The organism is Brevibacillus antibioticus, assembly GCF_005217615.1.
GTDB classification, from domain to species: Bacteria; Bacillota; Bacilli; order Brevibacillales; family Brevibacillaceae; genus Brevibacillus; species Brevibacillus antibioticus.
This window is the reverse complement of sequence record NZ_SZNK01000001.1, coordinates 5,110,994-5,129,081: the sequence shown is the minus strand read 5'-3', so window position 1 is coordinate 5,129,081 and position 18,088 is coordinate 5,110,994. Positions and strand designations below refer to the sequence as shown.

15 protein-coding genes are annotated in these 18,088 nt (G+C 48.5%); 5 read left to right on the top strand and 10 right to left on the bottom strand.

Annotated features, from left to right (window positions below):
* Positions 1-37 precede the first annotated feature (37 nt).
* Both E8L90_RS24800 and E8L90_RS24795 read right to left on the bottom strand, forming a co-directional pair.
* A complete protein-coding gene (locus E8L90_RS24800) occupies positions 38-1,771 on the bottom strand; it encodes a DEAD/DEAH box helicase (protein WP_137031775.1) in 1,734 nt (577 codons plus the stop codon).
* 18 nt (positions 1,772-1,789) lie between these two features.
* The gene (locus E8L90_RS24795) at positions 1,790-2,404 is read right to left on the bottom strand and encodes a class I SAM-dependent methyltransferase (protein ID WP_137031774.1); all 615 of its coding nucleotides are present in this window, start codon (positions 2,402-2,404) and stop codon (positions 1,790-1,792) included.
* A 181-nt stretch (positions 2,405-2,585) separates the two neighbouring features.
* Between E8L90_RS24795 and E8L90_RS24790 the strand changes: the two genes are divergently transcribed.
* Together E8L90_RS24790 and E8L90_RS24785 are read left to right on the top strand one after the other, a co-directional pair.
* On the top strand, positions 2,586-3,278 hold the full coding sequence (locus E8L90_RS24790) for a response regulator transcription factor (RefSeq protein ID WP_137031773.1): 693 nt from the start codon (positions 2,586-2,588) through the stop codon (positions 3,276-3,278).
* Entirely contained in the window at positions 3,256-5,427 is a 2,172-nt protein-coding gene (locus tag E8L90_RS24785) for a sensor histidine kinase (protein ID WP_137031772.1), read from the top strand. The genes E8L90_RS24790 and E8L90_RS24785 overlap by 23 nt, the downstream gene beginning before the upstream one ends.
* A gap of 65 nt (positions 5,428-5,492) precedes the next feature.
* On the opposite strand, the gene E8L90_RS24780 is transcribed toward E8L90_RS24785, so the two are convergent.
* The 8 genes from E8L90_RS24780 to E8L90_RS24745 form a co-directional block, all read right to left on the bottom strand.
* Positions 5,493-5,756, bottom strand: coding sequence for an HPr family phosphocarrier protein (locus tag E8L90_RS24780; protein WP_137033594.1), 264 nt, complete (start codon positions 5,754-5,756; stop codon positions 5,493-5,495).
* Between the two features lie 50 nt (positions 5,757-5,806).
* Complete coding sequence (locus E8L90_RS24775) at positions 5,807-6,646, bottom strand: Cof-type HAD-IIB family hydrolase (protein WP_137031771.1); 840 nt, start codon at positions 6,644-6,646, stop codon at positions 5,807-5,809.
* A 13-nt stretch (positions 6,647-6,659) separates the two neighbouring features.
* Positions 6,660-7,982 carry a 6-phospho-beta-glucosidase gene (locus tag E8L90_RS24770; protein WP_137031770.1) on the bottom strand — a complete coding sequence of 441 codons (1,323 nt, stop codon included), beginning with the start codon at positions 7,980-7,982 and terminating at the stop codon, positions 6,660-6,662.
* The gene (locus tag E8L90_RS24765; protein WP_137031769.1) at positions 7,979-8,305 is read right to left on the bottom strand and encodes a PTS sugar transporter subunit IIA; all 327 of its coding nucleotides are present in this window, start codon (positions 8,303-8,305) and stop codon (positions 7,979-7,981) included. The genes E8L90_RS24770 and E8L90_RS24765 overlap by 4 nt, the downstream gene beginning before the upstream one ends.
* A gap of 12 nt (positions 8,306-8,317) precedes the next feature.
* The gene (chbG, locus tag E8L90_RS24760; RefSeq protein ID WP_137031768.1) at positions 8,318-9,064 is read right to left on the bottom strand and encodes a chitin disaccharide deacetylase; all 747 of its coding nucleotides are present in this window, start codon (positions 9,062-9,064) and stop codon (positions 8,318-8,320) included.
* Between the two features lie 21 nt (positions 9,065-9,085).
* Positions 9,086-10,435, bottom strand: coding sequence for a PTS cellobiose transporter subunit IIC (gene celB, locus E8L90_RS24755; RefSeq protein WP_137031767.1), 1,350 nt, complete (start codon positions 10,433-10,435; stop codon positions 9,086-9,088).
* 7 nt (positions 10,436-10,442) lie between these two features.
* On the bottom strand, positions 10,443-10,745 hold the full coding sequence (locus E8L90_RS24750; protein ID WP_137031766.1) for a PTS sugar transporter subunit IIB: 303 nt from the start codon (positions 10,743-10,745) through the stop codon (positions 10,443-10,445).
* 201 nt (positions 10,746-10,946) lie between these two features.
* The gene (locus E8L90_RS24745) at positions 10,947-13,625 is read right to left on the bottom strand and encodes a sigma-54-dependent transcriptional regulator (RefSeq protein WP_137031765.1); all 2,679 of its coding nucleotides are present in this window, start codon (positions 13,623-13,625) and stop codon (positions 10,947-10,949) included.
* A gap of 200 nt (positions 13,626-13,825) precedes the next feature.
* Between E8L90_RS24745 and E8L90_RS24740 the strand changes: the two genes are divergently transcribed.
* From E8L90_RS24740 to E8L90_RS24730, 3 genes are all read left to right on the top strand, one after another.
* The gene (locus tag E8L90_RS24740) at positions 13,826-15,205 is read left to right on the top strand and encodes a HAMP domain-containing sensor histidine kinase (protein ID WP_137031764.1); all 1,380 of its coding nucleotides are present in this window, start codon (positions 13,826-13,828) and stop codon (positions 15,203-15,205) included.
* A gap of 19 nt (positions 15,206-15,224) precedes the next feature.
* Entirely contained in the window at positions 15,225-15,863 is a 639-nt protein-coding gene (locus E8L90_RS24735) for a response regulator (RefSeq protein WP_137031763.1), read from the top strand.
* 116 nt (positions 15,864-15,979) lie between these two features.
* Complete coding sequence (locus tag E8L90_RS24730) at positions 15,980-18,088, top strand: AMP-binding protein (RefSeq protein ID WP_137031762.1); 2,109 nt, start codon at positions 15,980-15,982, stop codon at positions 18,086-18,088.

Below are 18,088 nucleotides of genomic sequence, written 5' to 3'. Positions count from 1 at the left end.
TTTACTGGCTGGAACGGTCTTTTTTTACTTGGGATGGCTATCTCGATTTTTTACGAGAAGTACGTTTTGCAGGAGCAGTGCTTGCTCGATTGCCTTGTTTTGCATTCGGGCGTGCTGAGCTGCGTTGAGCACTTACCGGCTTCTTGCCAGAACTGCTCGACTTGCGATCAAAACCACTTGCTGCACGGTTCCCTTCCTTCGGCTTGCGTCCAGTACCGCCTGTTGCTCGGCTACCGTCCTTCGGCTTACGATCAAAGCCACCTGTTGCTCGGTTACCGTCCTTTGGCTTACGATCAAAACCACCTGTTGTTACTCGGTTACCGTCCTTTGGTTTGTACTCAAAGCCACCTGTTGTTGCTCGGTTACCTTCCTTCGGCTTGCGCTCGAACCCGCCTGCTGCACGGTCTCTACCCTTTGCCTTGCTCTCATAGCGACCTTCTACGCGTTCACGTTTCCCTGAATTACGCTCAGAACTGCCACCCTTTGCTTGACGTCGTCCATCTCCATCACGACGCTCTCTAGAGCCTTGCTGTCTTCCCTCAGCGGACTTTCCTTTCCCTCTGCCCTGCTTGTCGCCGCGCCGATCTGCTTTCTCGGCTCGCTCCCTCTCAGGCTTTTGCTTTTTCTGACCATCCGATTCCCCGCGATCCATTTCACGCCGCTCCAGAGACAGATTGATCCCTTCTTCAATCTCCCTGAGTTGCCCCCAATCCTTCCCTGCCACCAACGTGAAAGCCGTTCCTTTTTCCTTGGCTCGTCCCGTTCTGCCGATCCGGTGTATATAACTGTCTACGTCTTCTGGAATGTCGTAATTAAAAACATGTGTGACTCCTTCTACATCAAGCCCGCGCGCTGCTACATCTGTTGCGACCAAGTACTGAATCCTAGACTCCCGGAATCGCTTCATGACATCCTCGCGCTTCGCCTGTGACAAATCGCCGTGCAGCTCGTCAGACATATAATCGAGACCTTGCAGCTCTGCATTTAACTTACTGGCTCTGCGCTTTGTTCGGCAAAAGATCACCGCCAGAAACGGCCGTTGTTCATCCAACAGACTGCACAGCGTAGCTTGCTTCGCACGATCTGTGGTCTCCACTGCAATTTGGCGAATATCCTCTAACGTAATTCGCTTGCCCTGCACCTTGATGTTTTCTGGCTTTTGCATAAAGCGCTTCGCAAGAGATTGCACCTGTTCCGACATGGTTGCCGAAAACAGCAAGGTCTGTTTTTCAAAAGGCGTATTTGCCATAATATCTTCTACCTCAGGCAAAAAACCCATATGAAGCATTTGATCCGCCTCATCCAGGACAAACATCGAAACTTGCGATAAATCGATCGTCCCTCTGCGCAGATGATCCAGCAAACGTCCCGGTGTCGCGATGACCACTTGTATTTTTCTTGCCAGCTTTCTCAGTTGCTGATTGACATCTTGTCCACCATAAACCGCGAGCACATGGATGTCTTCCAGCTTTTCCGTCAGCTTCTTTACCTCTGCCGTAATTTGCAAGGCAAGCTCCCGCGTAGGGGTAAGAATCAACGCCTGAACATGCGTCGCTTGTGAATCCACTTTTTCCAAGATCGGCAGAACAAATGCGAGTGTCTTCCCGGTTCCCGTCTGTGCTTGCGCGATTACGTCTTTTCCTTCCAGCACAACAGGAATTGCTTTTTCCTGAATCGGTGTAGGCTCGGTAATCCCGTTTGCTTGCAGAGCATCTATTAGTTCCTTATGTATTCCCAATCCCAAAAAATCAGCCAGTTTCGCCATCTCCATTCTTGAATCAACCCGTAATTATTTCGTACAAACTGCCATGCCGATAAAGTACCGTACGCCATCGCGAGGTGTTTTTTCAAACGTAACGCCCCTCTGATAGTAAATATCCACATCAGAATAGCGTACAAACAGCTCCACGAACTCTTCCTGCGTCAACTGATGAACATGAAAGGGCTCACTCGTCTGCATGCCCCGCCCTCTGCCAAATGGACTGGACAGCACGAGCGTACCACCTGGTTTCAGCATCCGATACAAGTTATCCATAAACAACAAATCGTCTGCAACATGCTCAATGGTCTCAAAGCTCAAAATCGTATCAAACAACCCCAATTGCTCGGGAAGCGCCGGATCAAGCGCGTCACCCTGCTGATACGTAATCTTTTGATGGTTGTATTCCCGATTGGCATAAAAGATCGTCGCCTCATCGTTGTCGACTCCGATCAGTTCTGTCAGCTCTCGTTTTCGATCCTTTGCGATCATATGACATCCATAGCCGGTACCGCAAGCGATATCCAGCACTCGACCTTTTACATAAGGCGCGGCAAAATAATATCTGGCTATGTGCTCCAGTAGCATACCATTCGTAGGTTTTAATAGCTTGGGGATAATTCTCTCCCCTGTCCATTCCAGCAAAAGCAATCACCAATCTTCTTGTATTCTTCCTCACATCTTACCTTATTTATCGGTTTGATCCTATCAGCTAGCATTTCCTGAACGGGGTTTATTAAGAAATTTGTAAGACATTTCATTACTGTTTTGTTAGAGCTGGGCGTTAAGATAGTACCATGAATGCATTCATAAGGTGGGACGAATCATGACCAAATATCAAGTCCTCGTAGTCGACGACGAGGAAGAAATCCGCGATGCTATTGAAATCTATCTCAAAAATGAATCCATGACCGTATTCAAGGCTAGTAATGGACAGGAAGCGCTAGACGTACTGGAACGCGAAGATATCCAGCTCATCCTGATGGACATCATGATGCCAAAAATGGACGGAATGACCGCCACCTTTCAAATCCGGCAGAAAAAAAACATCCCGATCATCATGCTCTCTGCCAAATCAGAGGATACCGATAAAATCCTCGGGCTCAACATCGGTGCCGATGACTATGTGACGAAGCCTTTTAATCCCTTGGAGCTCATCGCCAGGGTCAAATCTCAGTTAAGACGTTTTACGAACCTGGGAAGCGCTCAAATGACAGAAGATGAGCTTCAGGTACGCGGCTTGACCTTGAACAAAAGCACGAAAAATGTAGCGATTGACGGTAACGAGGTTCGCCTGACCGCCACCGAATACAAAATCCTGGAGCTGTTAATGGAAAACAAGGGTCGGGTGTTTTCGATCGAGGAAATTTATGAACGGGTCTGGAGAGAGCCTTATATGAACGCGGAAAACACGGTGGCTGTCCATGTGAGGCGTATTCGGGAAAAAATAGAGATCAACCCGAAGGAACCTAAATACTTGAAGGTGGTATGGGGAATTGGATACAAAATCGAAAAATAAACGCTTTGCGGTGCCCGTGCTCATTGTTATGATCGTGAGTATCTCGCTTGCTCTCCTAACGATGACCGATCTGTACCATAAACGCGAGAATCTCCAAGAGGATAATTACTTTCAAAGCCCAGGCTTCAATCGTGAATTAGAGACATTTGCTGATCTGGTGAAAAAGGTTCATGTAGATTATGCAGACTACACTCCAGGAAAGCTGGACGAGAAAACAGCGAATGAGCTCAAGAAAGAGCATGAGGACAATCTCAAATCCATCCAGAAGGATAACGCAGAGGAATTCTCGTCACGAATACGTCAAGCCACAGAAGATGGAAATACAGACGAAGTCAACAGACTAAAAGTCGAACAAAAAAACAGCCTGCAAGAACAAACCGCTCATGAGGTAGATAGTTGGCAAGAACGAGTGAAGCAAGCTATCGCTGATAAAGATACCGCATACGAGGAACAAAAAAACAGCCTTACACTGCGGTCCGGTTCCTACAGATTCTATGTCACCGATAAGAAGAACGACAGAGTTTACACCAATCTGGGTCATTACCCTTCTGACGATGAACTGAATCGACATGCTCGCTTCTGGATCAATATCCCGGACACCTCCCCCAATCCGCATGGAGCTGTCGAAAACATCAGTCGCACTTATCAACTAAACGAATTAAGCGGAATCTTTTATGTTCCATATTCCCCGGATGGATATAGTCAGGTCCACGCAGATGCGCTTTATTACGATTCCATTCGGGATCGATTGATTGCCGAGTTTGTCCTGCTCGGGGGCACGCTGCTCATCCTCGCACTCTGCTACTGGTATTTGCCAGCCAGCAAAGCGTTGGAAGTACCACTTGTAGCCAAAAGCCTAGCCCTGTTCCGACTGATTCCGCTGGATATCCGGATGGCGCTATTGTTCGTACTTGGAATGATATATTTGGTCATGTTGGCAAGCGTGCGCTTTTTCTTCTTACCAGTTGATGGGGAGCATTTCTTCACCCTTGCCTTCGTTTCGTTGTTTACCGCTTACCTGCTTCTACAATTCATGGAGGCATGGCTTATGTACAACCAACCCGAAAGATTTACGCAGCAGTGGCAAAAGAGTATCTGCGCCAGACAACGTGTCCTTCTTCAAGAAAGCTATGCCAATCGCGGCATGTTCTTTAAAGTATCCACGTTGTTCATCCTGACGGTCATGTTCGGAATAAGTATCGTTTTCGCATTCGTCGCCCTATTCGCAGGGTCTGGAGGCTTACTGATTCTCAGCTTTTTGTATGGCATGTTCTACATGGTTGTCGTTTTCCCATACACCCTACGCCGTTTGGGACTGATGAATCGCATCATGCACGGTGCCTCCGAAATGGCTGGAGGCAATCTGAACGCTACGATTCAGAAGGTACAAAGAGGAAAACTATCTGATCTCGCGCACTCTCTGAACAACATCACAAAGGGACTCAAGCACGCGATGGAAGAGCAGATGAAGAGCGAGCGCATGAAATCCGAATTGATCACCAATGTTTCTCATGATTTAAAAACACCGCTGACGTCGATTATCAACTACGTGAACCTGCTCAAACAAGAAAATCTGACGCCAGAGGAACGCAAGAGCTACGTCGATGTCTTGGATCGCAAAGCAGATCGACTGCGCGTTCTCATCGATGACCTGTTTGACGCAGCCAAAATGTCCAGCGGCGCGGTGGAACTGAATATCGAGCAAGTGAATGTAGCTTCCCTGCTCAACCAATCTATCGCAGAATTCAGTGATAAAATCGAGCAATCGACGCTCACCTTCCGCGTAACAACGGAACAGCCGAAGATCGTCGCCCCTCTAGATGGTAAGAAAACGTGGCGTGTATTCGAGAATCTGATTGGCAACGCTCTGAAGTATTCCATGCCGAATACACGCGTCCTGATCCATTTGGCAGAGACACAGGATGAGGTCATCCTGACGTTCAAAAATGTCTCCGCCTATGAAATCGACTTTGATGCACAGGAACTGTTTGAACGGTTCAAGCGCGCTGATCAATCCCGTCATACCGAAGGCTCTGGCCTCGGCTTGGCTATCGCAAAAAGTATCGTAGAATTGCAAGGCGGCAAGCTGTCTATCGATATTGATGGCGATTACTTCAAAGTCATGGTCGTATTCCGCAAGCACGCGTAAGGATCAAATAGGAAAGCCAGTGCCCGATCGTCAGGCACTGGCTTTATTACGTGATTTTCTCCCTGTTAGATGGCAAAGTTCCTTTCAAACAGGGCCTCAATACTGGCAGCCACTTCTTGCTCATCGGCCCCCTCCACCTCAAACATAATTCCATCTCCGGTCTTTACCCCCAGAGCCATTACGCTGAGGATGCTTTTGCCATTCGCCTGCTTGTCATTGTAGATCATCTTGACCGACGAGCTGTATTGATTGAGCAGGTTCACCAAGACAGAAGCAGGGCGAGCATGGAGACCTCCACTCACGGCTACTTCCAGATTCATTCGGATCAATTTCACGCCTCCCTTCCTGTCCTGTGCTTAACGACTTTTTGAACAACCTCTTACAAGAAAAACTTCTCGATGACTTCTGCCACCCCATGCCGATCGTTCGTTTCCGTAACATGCCGAGCCAGCTGTTTCAGATCATCAGGGGCATTGCCCATCGCCACACCCATTCCGGCGAATTGGAGCATCTCTGCATCATTGTAATTGTCACCTACAGCAACGATCTCGTCAGGCTGAATCGCAAGTCTCTCACTCACTACTGCTAGACCACTTGCCTTGGAGATGCCCACAGGCAATATCTCCAAATTATTCGCGCCCGATGCCGTCACGCGAATCCCCGACAGCTCGGCTTTCTCCAGCTCTTGTCTGGCTGTCAACAGACGCTTCTCGTCGCCCGTGACGAATATTTTCGGAGCACACACTTCATGTTTTTGAACGTATCCGGCTATCAACCGCGAAGCCTGTATTTTGAGCGGGTATTGATTTTTCCAGAGCTGGCGCAGTGTCCAGGCATTTAACAACGGAAACAAGTCCGTCCACTTCCAGGTGCGATTCGTGACAGCATAAGACTCATGCAGCAGCATGACATCCAAGCCATGCGATACGAGTATATCTGTAATCCTCGCCGCTATCTCATACGGAATACGCTGTACATACAGCACTTGATCCGTCTTGGGATCTGCTACGTATGCGCCATCATGGGAAACAAGTGGTGCGCTGATCTGGAACTGTTGCGCCAACGATTTGGCCGATGGGTATGCCCTGCCGGTTGCCAGTGTGACGTGGACCCCTTGCTTCACTAACTGGGTAATGGCCCGCTCTGTTACTTTGGATAAGGTGTGGTTCGACATCAAAATCGTTCCGTCCACATCCAAGGCGAGGAGTTTGTATTTCACTCGAGTCCCATCCTTATGTGACGGGCTTGAAAAACTGGGGCAGATGCTCCTTGTGCGCCTCCAGCATCTCATCGAGTATTTTTTTTGCGGCCACATCAGACGACACCAACGGGTTAATATTCATCGCCAATAGCGCCTTATGGTAATCACCCGTTACAGCTGCCTCAGCTGCTACTCGCTCAAACGACTTGATTTGCTGTACGAGTCCACGCACGGGAACAGGCAAATCACCAACAGCCAATGGAATCGGGCCTTCTCTTGTAATCACGCAGTTTACCTCGACCGCCGAATCATCCGGAATGCTGGCAATCGCTCCATTGTTGCGAACATTTACCGTCTGGATATCGCGCTTGTCGTTGTAAATGGAGTAAATAAGATTGCAGGCAGCCTCGCTGTAATAGGCCCCGCCACGCTTCTCCAACTGCGGAGGCTTGATATCTAAGTCTGGATCCTCGTAGAGCGCAAATAGCTCCGCTTCCATCTGCTTGACCACTTCAGCCCGCGTACCCTTCTGCTCCGCTTCTTCCAGCTCATGCTCAAGCATCGTGCGCGTCTGGTAGTAGTAACGATGATACGGGCACGGGAGAATCCCCAATGCTTTGATGAAATCTTTATCCCAGCCAAGGTCCAAAATGTTTTGCATCGTAATGCCGGATTGGTCGCCTGTTATTTTATCAATTACCTGGGAAATGACATTTTCCCCATCTAGGTACACACCCAGTCCAAAGATCATATGATTCAAACCGGCAAAATCAATATGAACCCTTGATTGCTCGACGCCTAAAACCGTGGCAACACCCATTTTCATCCCGATGGGAACATTGCATAGTCCAATGACCTTTTTGCGATTGGTATACCGCAGCACTGCCTCTGTGACCATACCAGCCGGATTCGTGAAGTTAATCAGCCAAGCATCTGGACATAGCTCTTCCATGTCATGACAAATGTCCATAATGACCGGAATCGTACGCAAGCCTTTGAACAAGCCACCAGGACCATTCGTTTCCTGACCGATCACCCCGTATTTCAAAGGAATCCGCTCATCCTTGATTCGCGCTTCCAAGAGGCCCACGCGCATTTGTGTCGTAACAAAGTCTGCGCCCGCAAGTGCTTTTCGCCGATCCAGCGTCAGATGAATCTCGATGGGCACCCCTGCCTTCTCTATCATCCTTTTTGCCAGGGCACCTACTGTTTGCAGCTTTTTCTCGCCCTCTGGAATATCCACCAGCCACAGCTCTCGGACGGGCAACTCATCGTAGCGCTTGATGAAGCCTTCCACCAGCTCAGGTGTATAGCTAGACCCTCCACCGATCGTCACAATTTTGATTCCGCTCATACTCCTGCCTCCTTGCCTGCATGGATTTGGCTGTACAGCTCTACAAACTCCGAAGCCAAATCCTTGACGGTAATTGCGTTCATCAAATGATCCTGGGCGTGAATCAAGAGCATGCTGATCTCAGTCTTTTCGCCCGATATCTCCTTCTGGATAAGTTCCGTTTGATTTTGGTGTGCACGACCGAGCTCTTCCCCTGCACGCTTCAACGCATCCTCTGCGCCTGACAAGTCTCTATTTTTAGCCAGAGCGATCGCTTCCATTGCCAGACTCCGCGCGTTTCCTCCGTGAAGTATTAGTTGAAAAATAACGTCTGTATGGTCCAAATCTATCTCCACCTATCCAAGTTCGCTAAAAGTCACGAGCTGTATTTTTTGATCGCGAATGTACTGTTTTAACTCTGCTGCTGTTAAGATTTTCAATTCTGTGGTTCGTTGCTTTGCGTATGAACTGCCTGTCAGTACCGCTTCGTCCAAATAAGCAGGGTGCGTCATGATCTCAACCACAGGATAATCTGCCATATCCTCTATGATCCTGACGAAGGATTGTACGGTGAGGTCGTCTCCATAAAAATGATGAGAAAAGCCTTCTGTCGTAGGAACACTCGACTGGTCTCGCTGCTCCTGTGTCCCGGACATCCACGGATAGCGAACGGGCACTCTATATTCCTCTGCCAGCTTCAGAACAATCGGCAAAACGGCTGGATGTGCATGTACATGGTGATGGCTGTCGATATGCGTCAGCTTGATCCCCGACGCCACGAACCTCTCCAATTGAGCCCGCAGCTCCAGCTCGATCTCCTCCGGTGCAGCAGAAATCAAATGAGCTTGCCCGCGTTGAAAGCGCCCCTCTCCATCCGTTAGTGATGGTACGTCCTGACTGACTGGCGATCCGCATGTGAGTACCAGATGAATGCCTACTCCTAGCGTTGGATGTTCCTTGGCCAACCCTACAGCGTGCTCGAACCCCTCCATATTGACCATCAAGGTCGCAGAAGTAACGACTCCTTCCCGATGTGCTTCGACGATTCCCAGATTGACGCCTTTGGAATACCCAAAATCGTCTGCATTCACAATCAATTTCATAGATAGCCTCTCCTCTAGCGATTACATAGTCACAGCTGTATCGGAAGCAGTACCAGCTTTTTCTTCACTTACCTTTTGTTTATCCCACAAGCGGAAGAACGGATAGTAGATCGCGAGTGAGATGAGGAAGTTCACCGCTTGAAGAACCATCCCCGATACTTTTCCGCCTGTAGCCAAATACCCGCTGAAAAATAGTGGTGTCGTCCACGGAACGGCTACTCCGCTTGGCTTTGCTACCCATCCGAGAGACATCGCAAAATAGCTGATAATAACCAATATGACAGGGGTAAACACAAACGGAATAATCAGGAGCGGGTTCATGACGATCGGCATTCCGAAGATGACCGGTTCATTGATGTTAAACAAACCAGGTCCGAGCGAGAGTCTGCCGATGTTTTTCATTTGTTTGCTTCGTGCCATGAATACCATCAGGACAACGAGAGCCAAAGTGGCACCTGATCCCCCTGCATAGATCCACATGTCAAAAAATTGCGTGGTAACGACGTTCGGCAATTCACCGTTCGGACTTGCCTGAAACGCCGCTCTATTCTGGTCCATCAGTGTCAGCCAGATGGGACTCATTATGCCACCGACTATCGCCGCACCATGCAAACCAACAGCCCAGAGTATATGAATAAGCAATACGCAGATAATGGCGCCAATCAAGCTGCTGCCGACCACACTCAATGGTCCAACAAGCAAATCTTTTACAATATTATGAATACTCTCAAAGGAGGTGTTTTCCAAAAGAATTCGAATCAGCCAGACAACGACAAGCACAGCACCCGCAGGGATTAATGCCACAAAAGAGCGGGAAACGGCAGGGGGAACTCCGGGTGGCATGGAAATGACGATTTTCATTTGGATGATTTTACGATAAATCTCCGTTGATAAGATCGCCAATATCATGGCTACAAAAAGTCCCTGACTGCCCATCAGCGTAACCGGGATGACTCCGCCTATCTCTTGGGCTGCACTCGCTCCCTCAGGGGTGAACATGACTTTATACGGAGTAGCGAGCAAGAAGGAAGCAACAGAAATCGCTCCAGCCGACAGTGGATCGACCTTGTATTTCTCTGCTAGTCGGTAGGCGACGCCAAAGCTGACAATCAATCCCATGATGTCAAAGGTAGCTCCTACCGGATACAGTAGCTTTGTCCGCCATTTTTCGCCGAAAACTCCGCTCATGAATTCGTCATAACCAGGTATTGGTATGAAGCCAATGATGAGGAACAGTGAACCAATGATCAACAAAGGCAAAGTAAGGATAATTCCGTCACGAATAGCCTGCAGATGCTTTTGTTCCGCCATTTTTCCTGCTATCGGCATCATGCGGTTTTCCATAAATGAAACAAATCCGCCCATACGCATCCCCCTCCTACTGTTTTAGACGAAGTGCAAACTCAAGCACGTTTTTCCCGTTCAAGGTTCCGTAATCAACCGTGCTGATTACATCTACAGGAACTCCTCTGGATGCCCCTTCTTTTTTCATCTCTGTCAGCTTGTAACGAACTTGTGGCCCCAACAAGAGCACCGCTGCTTGATCGATATGATTTTTGACATCATCTGCGGAAACTGCCCATATCTTAGCGTCCAACCCTTTTTCTCTGGCAGCCTCCTCCATTTTTTGAACCAGCAAGCTTGTCGACATACCCGCTGCACAACACAATAAAATATTCATTGTACCCCCTCCTCTCGACGATATGCCTTTTTGTAAGAGCAAGTTACATGCCAAAACACCAAAAATGTATGCGCTTACCAAAAAAACCGCATAGTATGGCATATTTCGCGACCTCATCGCCTGTCATCCTCATTAGTGTTTTTATGTAAACGCTATAGTGTTTGATTCTGAGTAAAGAAAAGTCAAAAAATAAAACACTGGTTACGCCAGTGTTTTATTGTGTATGAAGAAATTCATGATAAAACAAACGTCGTCTTCGCTAATCACTACCTCATACTTGTCTTCCAGCGGCAACAATTCATGTCGGATTAAGCTGTACAGCTTGCGATTCTCCAGCAAAAAACTGTCTTTTTGAATGTACGCTACGGATTGCGCCCCAGCTTTCAAACGATCTACCAGGCAGCAGATGTGCAAGTAGGCCCCAATTCGCGTGTCAAAAACCAAAGAATTGTTCAGGCGCTCCTCCATACGACCGACACACATCCTCACGTCAGCGAGAATATCTTGTCCGTCTACCCTTTGCAGGTGCTCCCCAAGCGATTCTTGCATCTTCAGATAGGCCTCTTCCAGATCGATCACTTTCTGGATATCAGACATCGCCTCTCCGTTCAAAACATCGTCCATGCTATGGTGGCGCAACTCGCGGTCGAGAATGTAATTGCTCACCACGAAGAGAATTTTCCTCTCCTCCTTGATTTTTCGAAGCTGACTGCGGGCTTGTGCCTTATCGATCAGTTGCAGCGGTACAAATTCCAGCACGTTATCATCGTACCTGAGCCTCGATTCCAGCAGCTTTTTCAAAAACAAGGCACTGCCTTCCCCAGACAGGCAGGCTGCGACGATCGTCAGAGCCGGAACATGCCTTTGCACCTGCTCCTTCGGCTGCTCCTCCCGCTGGTAGAGCGACATGCCCAAGACATCCCGGTAAACATCCTCCAGTGAATGACCGAGCATAGCCTTTCGAGTGGCTTCAATCACATGCGGCGTGCTGACCATCGGAATGACCTTGACCTGAATGCCGATCTCCCGCTCAATAATTTCGCCAAAGCCGAGCAGCGACCCCATATCTACGAGCAACAGTATTCCAGCCTTGCTCCCGATCTCTCTGGCTACTTTCAGTGCTTTTTCCAAAACACTCATGGAATCTTCTTCGAGCGGCAAATCGATGGCTCTCGCATATTGTGTGACCAGCAATCGGTTCGTCACATCGACCATCGCTGTCGCACCGCCGCTACCGTGCGTAATCACGAGCACCCCGATTGTTTCCCGTTCTTCCTCCATGCTGACATCGTCAAGCACGAAAAACATGGTCAAATATCCAGCCTCACCAATCGGCAGATCCATGAGTATCGCTTCTTCTATCATGCGCACGCACTCTAGCGCCACAGCAAACTCTTTCTTGTATTTGATTCGCACATGGTTGATTTGCGGATTGACGATCTGCTTACCTTGTGCGAGGCGCTCCTTCGACGTCTGAATATGCAGCGCGAGACCAAAGATCACCTTCTGGCTCAAAATCTTCTCCAGCTTGGCCTCTGCAAAGCGAACGATCTCTTCCACGAGGTGAATGATAAACGGGTCGATAATCCGGGCCATGTCGCCCTTATTCACGCGTTGATGAACACCTTTGATAAAGGTCGTAAAATAATTCTCGATGTCAAACTCCAATTCTTCTTCACTCACACCGAGGTTTTGCAGCTCATATATTTTTTGCTCGATTTTTTCATAGACACTGTCCGTCGTATCCCCTGTTTCTCGTCCGATCCAGATGCCCTCTTTTGATGGCTGCACGACAAAGCAATTGTGCTCCGTTCCAATGATTTCATCTAGCTCCTGCTTGTAGTCCTTCACCAAAAGCAGCCCTTGCTTGACATGATGTGGCAGGTCCTGAACCGATACGTGCAGCTGATTCTTTTTTAACGAAATAAATTCGGCATAGGCACTGGCGCAAGTGAGCTGAATATCCGTTTTTAACTGCCCAATGTTATTCGGGCAGTGATAGCACAAAAATGCCTGTACAGCATTGGCCGATATCTGAATCTCTCTCCCTAACCGAAAAGCTTCTTCTTGAAAAATTTCCATCGTAATACGAAAACGCTCTTCCAAACCACGCTCAACCAAAGATGGCAGCTTGATGACCATCGGAATGCGCCTCATGAATGTTTTTAAGAGACTCGACTCCGGATTTTCTGTCGTGGCCATGACGATCTGGACGTGAGCCGTCCGCTCCATCTCTGTTTCCCCTACGCGGCGGAATATGCCCTTATCCATAAACGTAAAAAAGATTTCCTGTCCTTCCGCCGGCAGCCGATGTACTTCATCGAGAAAAAGAATACCGCCGTCTGCCTTTTCCACGAGTCCTTTGCGGTCCATCTCCGCTCCGGTGTACGCCCCTTTTTTGACTCCGAACAATTGACTGATTAAGAGCTGCGGGTTGTTGGCATAATCGGCACAGTTAAAAATCACGAAAGGAGCTTGCTTGTCTAGGCGTCCAATATCAACGGCAAACTCGTGAATCATCCCAGCGAACCATGATTTTCCTACACCTGTTTCCCCCAAAATCAAGCAATGCATCCCTCGCGGCGGATACAAAACGGCGGCCTTTGCCTGCTCAATACGTGTGATCAGGCTCTTGTTGGTTTTCGCCAGCCTGTCCAGCGACGTCTCCGCCAAATAGAGCGAATCGTTTCCTTCCTGGGCAAAAAACAGCGTCGGACGCCCTTCTTCCTTCCCGATTCGTCCTTCCTTCCACAAACGGTTCAAATCGCTGCTCACATTCGCTCGACTCAAACCAAGCTGCTCAGCCAGCTCTGAAGCGCTTACTTTTTTATCAGGACCAGCGTCTACTAACGTCTGGAATATTAAATCTAATCGTTTCACTCTATCACCCACCGTTGAATAGATAGAAAGTCACGAAATGCACAACCAGTCCTTCTCAATTCCACGAATATTTGGAAAAACCTGCTTGCTGTTTTTCGCCTCCGCACCCCCGTTTTTGTCCCGATGATTTATTTTTCCGTCTCCTTTCTCTGGTGTACGATATAATAGATAAATAATGATTGACAGGAGATAGCAAATCCATGATGGTTTTCATCGTGTTTACCATATGGGCATTAGGTCTGTTCGTACTGTTCACAGACCCGAAACGAACGTCGATCCGCTGGGCTTGCGCGACTGCCTTTGTTGGGGCTGGGGGCTTTATCTCAGGCGCGATTGACGAGACGATCATGCCCCATTTTGCAGATTACCTGGCCGCAAAGCCGGGGGCCACGAACACCCTGATAGTAGTAAGCCGTATCTCTTCTTTTGTTTGCCAAGCGGGCTTGCCCTATACGTTTCTCATGTTTTCCGTGCACTCAGCTGAATTCTTGTCTCGCAGAGTAAAGCTGACGATACAATATGCCGCTCTCAGCCTGCCGCTTGGGATGCTTTGGATTACACCCGTTTATCCCGAGCTGCTTTTTAACTACTGGATTATGGTGGCATGGGTGATTCCGTTTTTTCTGTTCTCCTGTACGCTGCTTGTCGTACAGTACATGCGAGAAAAAGATCCACTCGTGAAAAAGAACAGCTTTTTCACGAACGTACTCATCATCGTTCCGTTGTTTTTCGTCTTTATTTTCATCTATATCATGCGCACTCAGAACGATTACGAAGCTTGGCGCTACAACATTGGCGTGGTCACGATCCAGTTTATCCTGATCGTTGCCATCAGTTTGAAATACGGCTTCCTTGGCGTCCGTCTCCGCGTAGAAAAAAGGCGTCTGGACAGTACCTTGCGCGCCTTGACTTCCGGTGCACAAATCATTAACCATACGATCAAAAATGAAGCTGGCAAAATCTCGCTGTATGCCGACCGTATCGAGACATATGCAGATGAAACCAACCAGCCGTCGCTAAAAGAAGACGCGCTTGTCCTGATGCAATCCTCGCAGCATATGCTGGACATGATGAATCGAATTCAAAACCAGCTGCGGGACGTCGAGCTGCGCGAAGAACCATGTGATCCCGGCCAAATCATCGGGCAAGTCACACAAAACCTGACGCCCTATATCCTGAAACAACAGGTAGAAGTCGTTAGTGAATTGGACGAAACACTTCGCTTATATGGAGATGGCGTACAACTGCGCGAAGTCATCACCAACTTGTGCATGAATGCGCTGGAAGCCATGAAGTCGGGCGGCAAGCTCCATCTTCAGCTATTTTTGTCCCACAAGCATCTCATCATCACTGTCGCGGATACAGGGACAGGCATTACCAAAGAGAACCTACCTCACGTGCTCGATCCTTTTTTCTCGACAAAAAGGACAGGGCAAAACTTTGGTCTCGGGCTCTCCTACTGCTACAATGTCATGCAAAAGCATCAGGGCCAACTGGAAATCTACAGTGAGCAAGGCAAAGGAACCACCGTTTTCCTGTTCTTCCCGAAAAAGCGCGTCATCATAAACGACTCTGAATAGCGAAAGGACGCTCACAATCATGAATCCAATCAGGGTATTTTTAGTAGAGGATGATCCCGTCTGGCGCAAAGGTCTCATTGACTTCCTGAACAAAGAACCGGATCTCACTGTAGTAGGGGAAGCAGGGTTCAAAGCAGAAGCAATCGAGCGCTTTTTGCCTGCCAAAGCGGATGTCGTCTTAATGGACATTAACTTGACCGAGAACAATCTGGACGGGATCGAGACGGCAATCGAATTCATGGCACTCCAAGCTGACAGTAAAATCATCATGCTCACCTCTCTGACAGACGAGGCAGTGATCGTGGAATCCTTCTCAGCGGGTGCCGTCAACTACATCAGCAAATCGAGCTTCAAGGAAATTCCCGACGCCATCCGTGCTGCTCACAGCAGTCAATCTGCCATTCACCCTACGGCAGCTGCGGCACTGCGCAACGAATTTTTGCGTTTGAAAAACGATGAAAATCAAAAGCTGTTATCTCCCGCAGAGAGGGATATCCTACAACTAATCCACCAAGGTCATACGCAGACACAGATTGAACAATCTCTCCACATCACGAAGCGTACGATCAAAAATCACATCAACCGAATCCTCAAAAAAATGGGCGTCAAAACAAGCAAGGAAGCGGCCACAAAGGCCAGCCAAAAAAAGCTATTCTAGGTCTTATTACCAGGTACCAATGAATGTTGGTACTTTTTTTACATGCTCCACTCTTTACAATGAAAGCTATAGAACGATAGAACAACGACATAATCCTTTGTAAAGGTGTGGTCCACATGGCCCTTATTTATTCTTTCTTAAAAACGATATTGATGTTATGGTTCCGTCCTCGTGTGTTTGGACTCTCCAAAATCGACTTATCGAAGCCATCTCTTATCACTCCCAACCACGTCTCCTTGCTAGATGCGGTACTCCTATCCTTTTGCTTGCCAAAAGAAGCGACCTTTGTCGTCAATACGGAGATCGCCAAGCGGTTTGCGTTTTTCCTCCGCTTCCGCAAGCATATCGCGATCGATCCGCTCAACCCGTACTCCATCCGTCACATGCTCCGCGTCCTCCGAAACGGACAGACGCTGGTGATTTTTCCAGAAGGCCGGATCACGACGACGGGCGGCATCATGAAAATCTACAGCGGTGTCGGCTATCTCGCTCTACGTACTGGTGTAACAGTTTATCCGATCATCATTAATGGCCTGGAACGTTCAATCTTCTCGTATTTGAAAGGAAAGCTGAAGCTCTCCTGGTTCCCTGATGTGACCATGACAGTAGGCACTCCGTTTACCATCGAGCGCGATCAAAACCTGTCGATGCGCGCGCAAAAAGCCACTGCCAATGATCGTATCCTGCGCACTCTCCAAGAAGGCTTGTTCGAGAGCCGAATGAAGCAAAACGTGAATCTGTTTGATGAAGTTCTCGAAGCAGCTCGCCTGAATGGTGCAAAAATGGAAATCGCTAAGGACCTGACGTCCGCGATCGACTACAAGACCTTGTTAATCGGCAGCTACTTACTCGGCAACAAATTGCAGCCGATGCTCTTGGGGAAACCTGTCGTCGGGGTATTCCTCCCCAATTCAGTGGGTCATCTCGTAACGTTGCTATCGTTGTTCCGTATCGGGACCACTCCAGCCATCCTGAACTTTTCGCTTGGCATCCGTTCCCTTTTGGATTGCTGTGAGACCGCAAATATCGATACGATCCTGACCTCGCGCGTATTTATTGAAAAAGGGAAGCTGGAGCACATCGTCGCAGGTCTTTCACCGAGCATGAAAATTATTTATCTTGAAGATTTGAAAGCATCAGCGACTGCTTTTGACAAAGTGTCCGCACTCTTCTCTTATTTACGGAAGAAAAAAGCTTCGGCTACTACTAACGAGCTGATCCTCTTCACTTCCGGCAGTGAGAGCAAGCCAAAAGGTGTCGTACTCACGCATACCAACCTGTACGCGAATATCCAACAGGTTACCTGTACAATCGATATTACGAGTCGCGACAAGTTTTTCAATGCGCTACCAATGTTCCACAGCTTTGGACTAACTGTAGGAACGCTTGTGCCAGTCATCAAAGGAATTCCGGTCTTTCTGTATCCAAGTCCGCTGCATTACAAGGCGATTGCCGAATTGGTTTATGATCAAAACGCAACGATTCTCTTCGGAACCTCGACCTTTATGGCTGGTTACGGACGTATGGCCCATCCTTACAACTTCTACACCTTACGTTACGTATTTGCAGGAGCCGAAAAGCTAAAGGACGATGTGCGCAAGCTGTGGATGGAAAAGTTCGGTGTGCGGATTTTTGAAGGCTATGGGGCAACGGAAACAGCTCCGATCCTGTCGCTCAACACCCCGCTAGCTAACAAACCAGGAACCGTCGGTCGTTTGATGCCAGGAATGTCCGCCAAGCTGGAAGCCGTCGCAGGAATCGATGCTGGCGGAGAGCTTTTGGTGAAGGGTCCGAACGTCATGAAGGGTTATATGATTCATGGAAAAGGCTTTGTTCCCGCTGAGGAATGGTACCACACAGGTGATTTGGTTACCGCTGACAAGGACGGCTTTCTCAGTATTCAATCCCGCCTGAAGCGCTTCGCAAAAATCGGCGGCGAGATGGTTTCGCTCAATCTGGTTGAAGAACTGGCTATGCAATGCTTTGGACACTCTGGTTTTGCTGCGATCACAGTGAATGATGCGCGAAAAGGTGAACGTGTCCTGCTATTTACCACAGATGAATCGGTTCAACTGAGCCAATTGCGCGCGTATTTGACGGAAAAACAATACTCGCCACTGCTCATCCCAGGGACGATGCAACTGATCAAGGATTTACCACTTCTCGGTAGCGGGAAAACGGATTACGTCAGTCTGAAACAACTGGCCGAAACGGGAGGAAAATGA

Excerpts from the sequence above, each read along its gene's own strand:
- E8L90_RS24735 (WP_137031763.1), top strand. The coding sequence starts at position 15,225 with ATGAATCCAATCAGGGTATTTTTAGTAGAGGATGATCCCGTCTGGCGC.
- E8L90_RS24790 (WP_137031773.1), top strand. The coding sequence starts at position 2,586 with ATGACCAAATATCAAGTCCTCGTAGTCGACGACGAGGAAGAAATCCGC.
- E8L90_RS24800 (WP_137031775.1), bottom strand. The coding sequence starts at position 1,771 with ATGGAGATGGCGAAACTGGCTGATTTTTTGGGATTGGGAATACATAAG.
- E8L90_RS24730 (WP_137031762.1), top strand. The coding sequence starts at position 15,980 with ATGGCCCTTATTTATTCTTTCTTAAAAACGATATTGATGTTATGGTTC.
- chbG (WP_137031768.1), bottom strand. The coding sequence starts at position 9,064 with ATGAAATTGATTGTGAATGCAGACGATTTTGGGTATTCCAAAGGCGTC.
- E8L90_RS24770 (WP_137031770.1), bottom strand. The coding sequence starts at position 7,982 with ATGAGCGGAATCAAAATTGTGACGATCGGTGGAGGGTCTAGCTATACA.
- E8L90_RS24740 (WP_137031764.1), top strand. The coding sequence starts at position 13,826 with ATGATGGTTTTCATCGTGTTTACCATATGGGCATTAGGTCTGTTCGTA.
- E8L90_RS24750 (WP_137031766.1), bottom strand. The coding sequence starts at position 10,745 with ATGAATATTTTATTGTGTTGTGCAGCGGGTATGTCGACAAGCTTGCTG.
- celB (WP_137031767.1), bottom strand. The coding sequence starts at position 10,435 with ATGCGTATGGGCGGATTTGTTTCATTTATGGAAAACCGCATGATGCCG.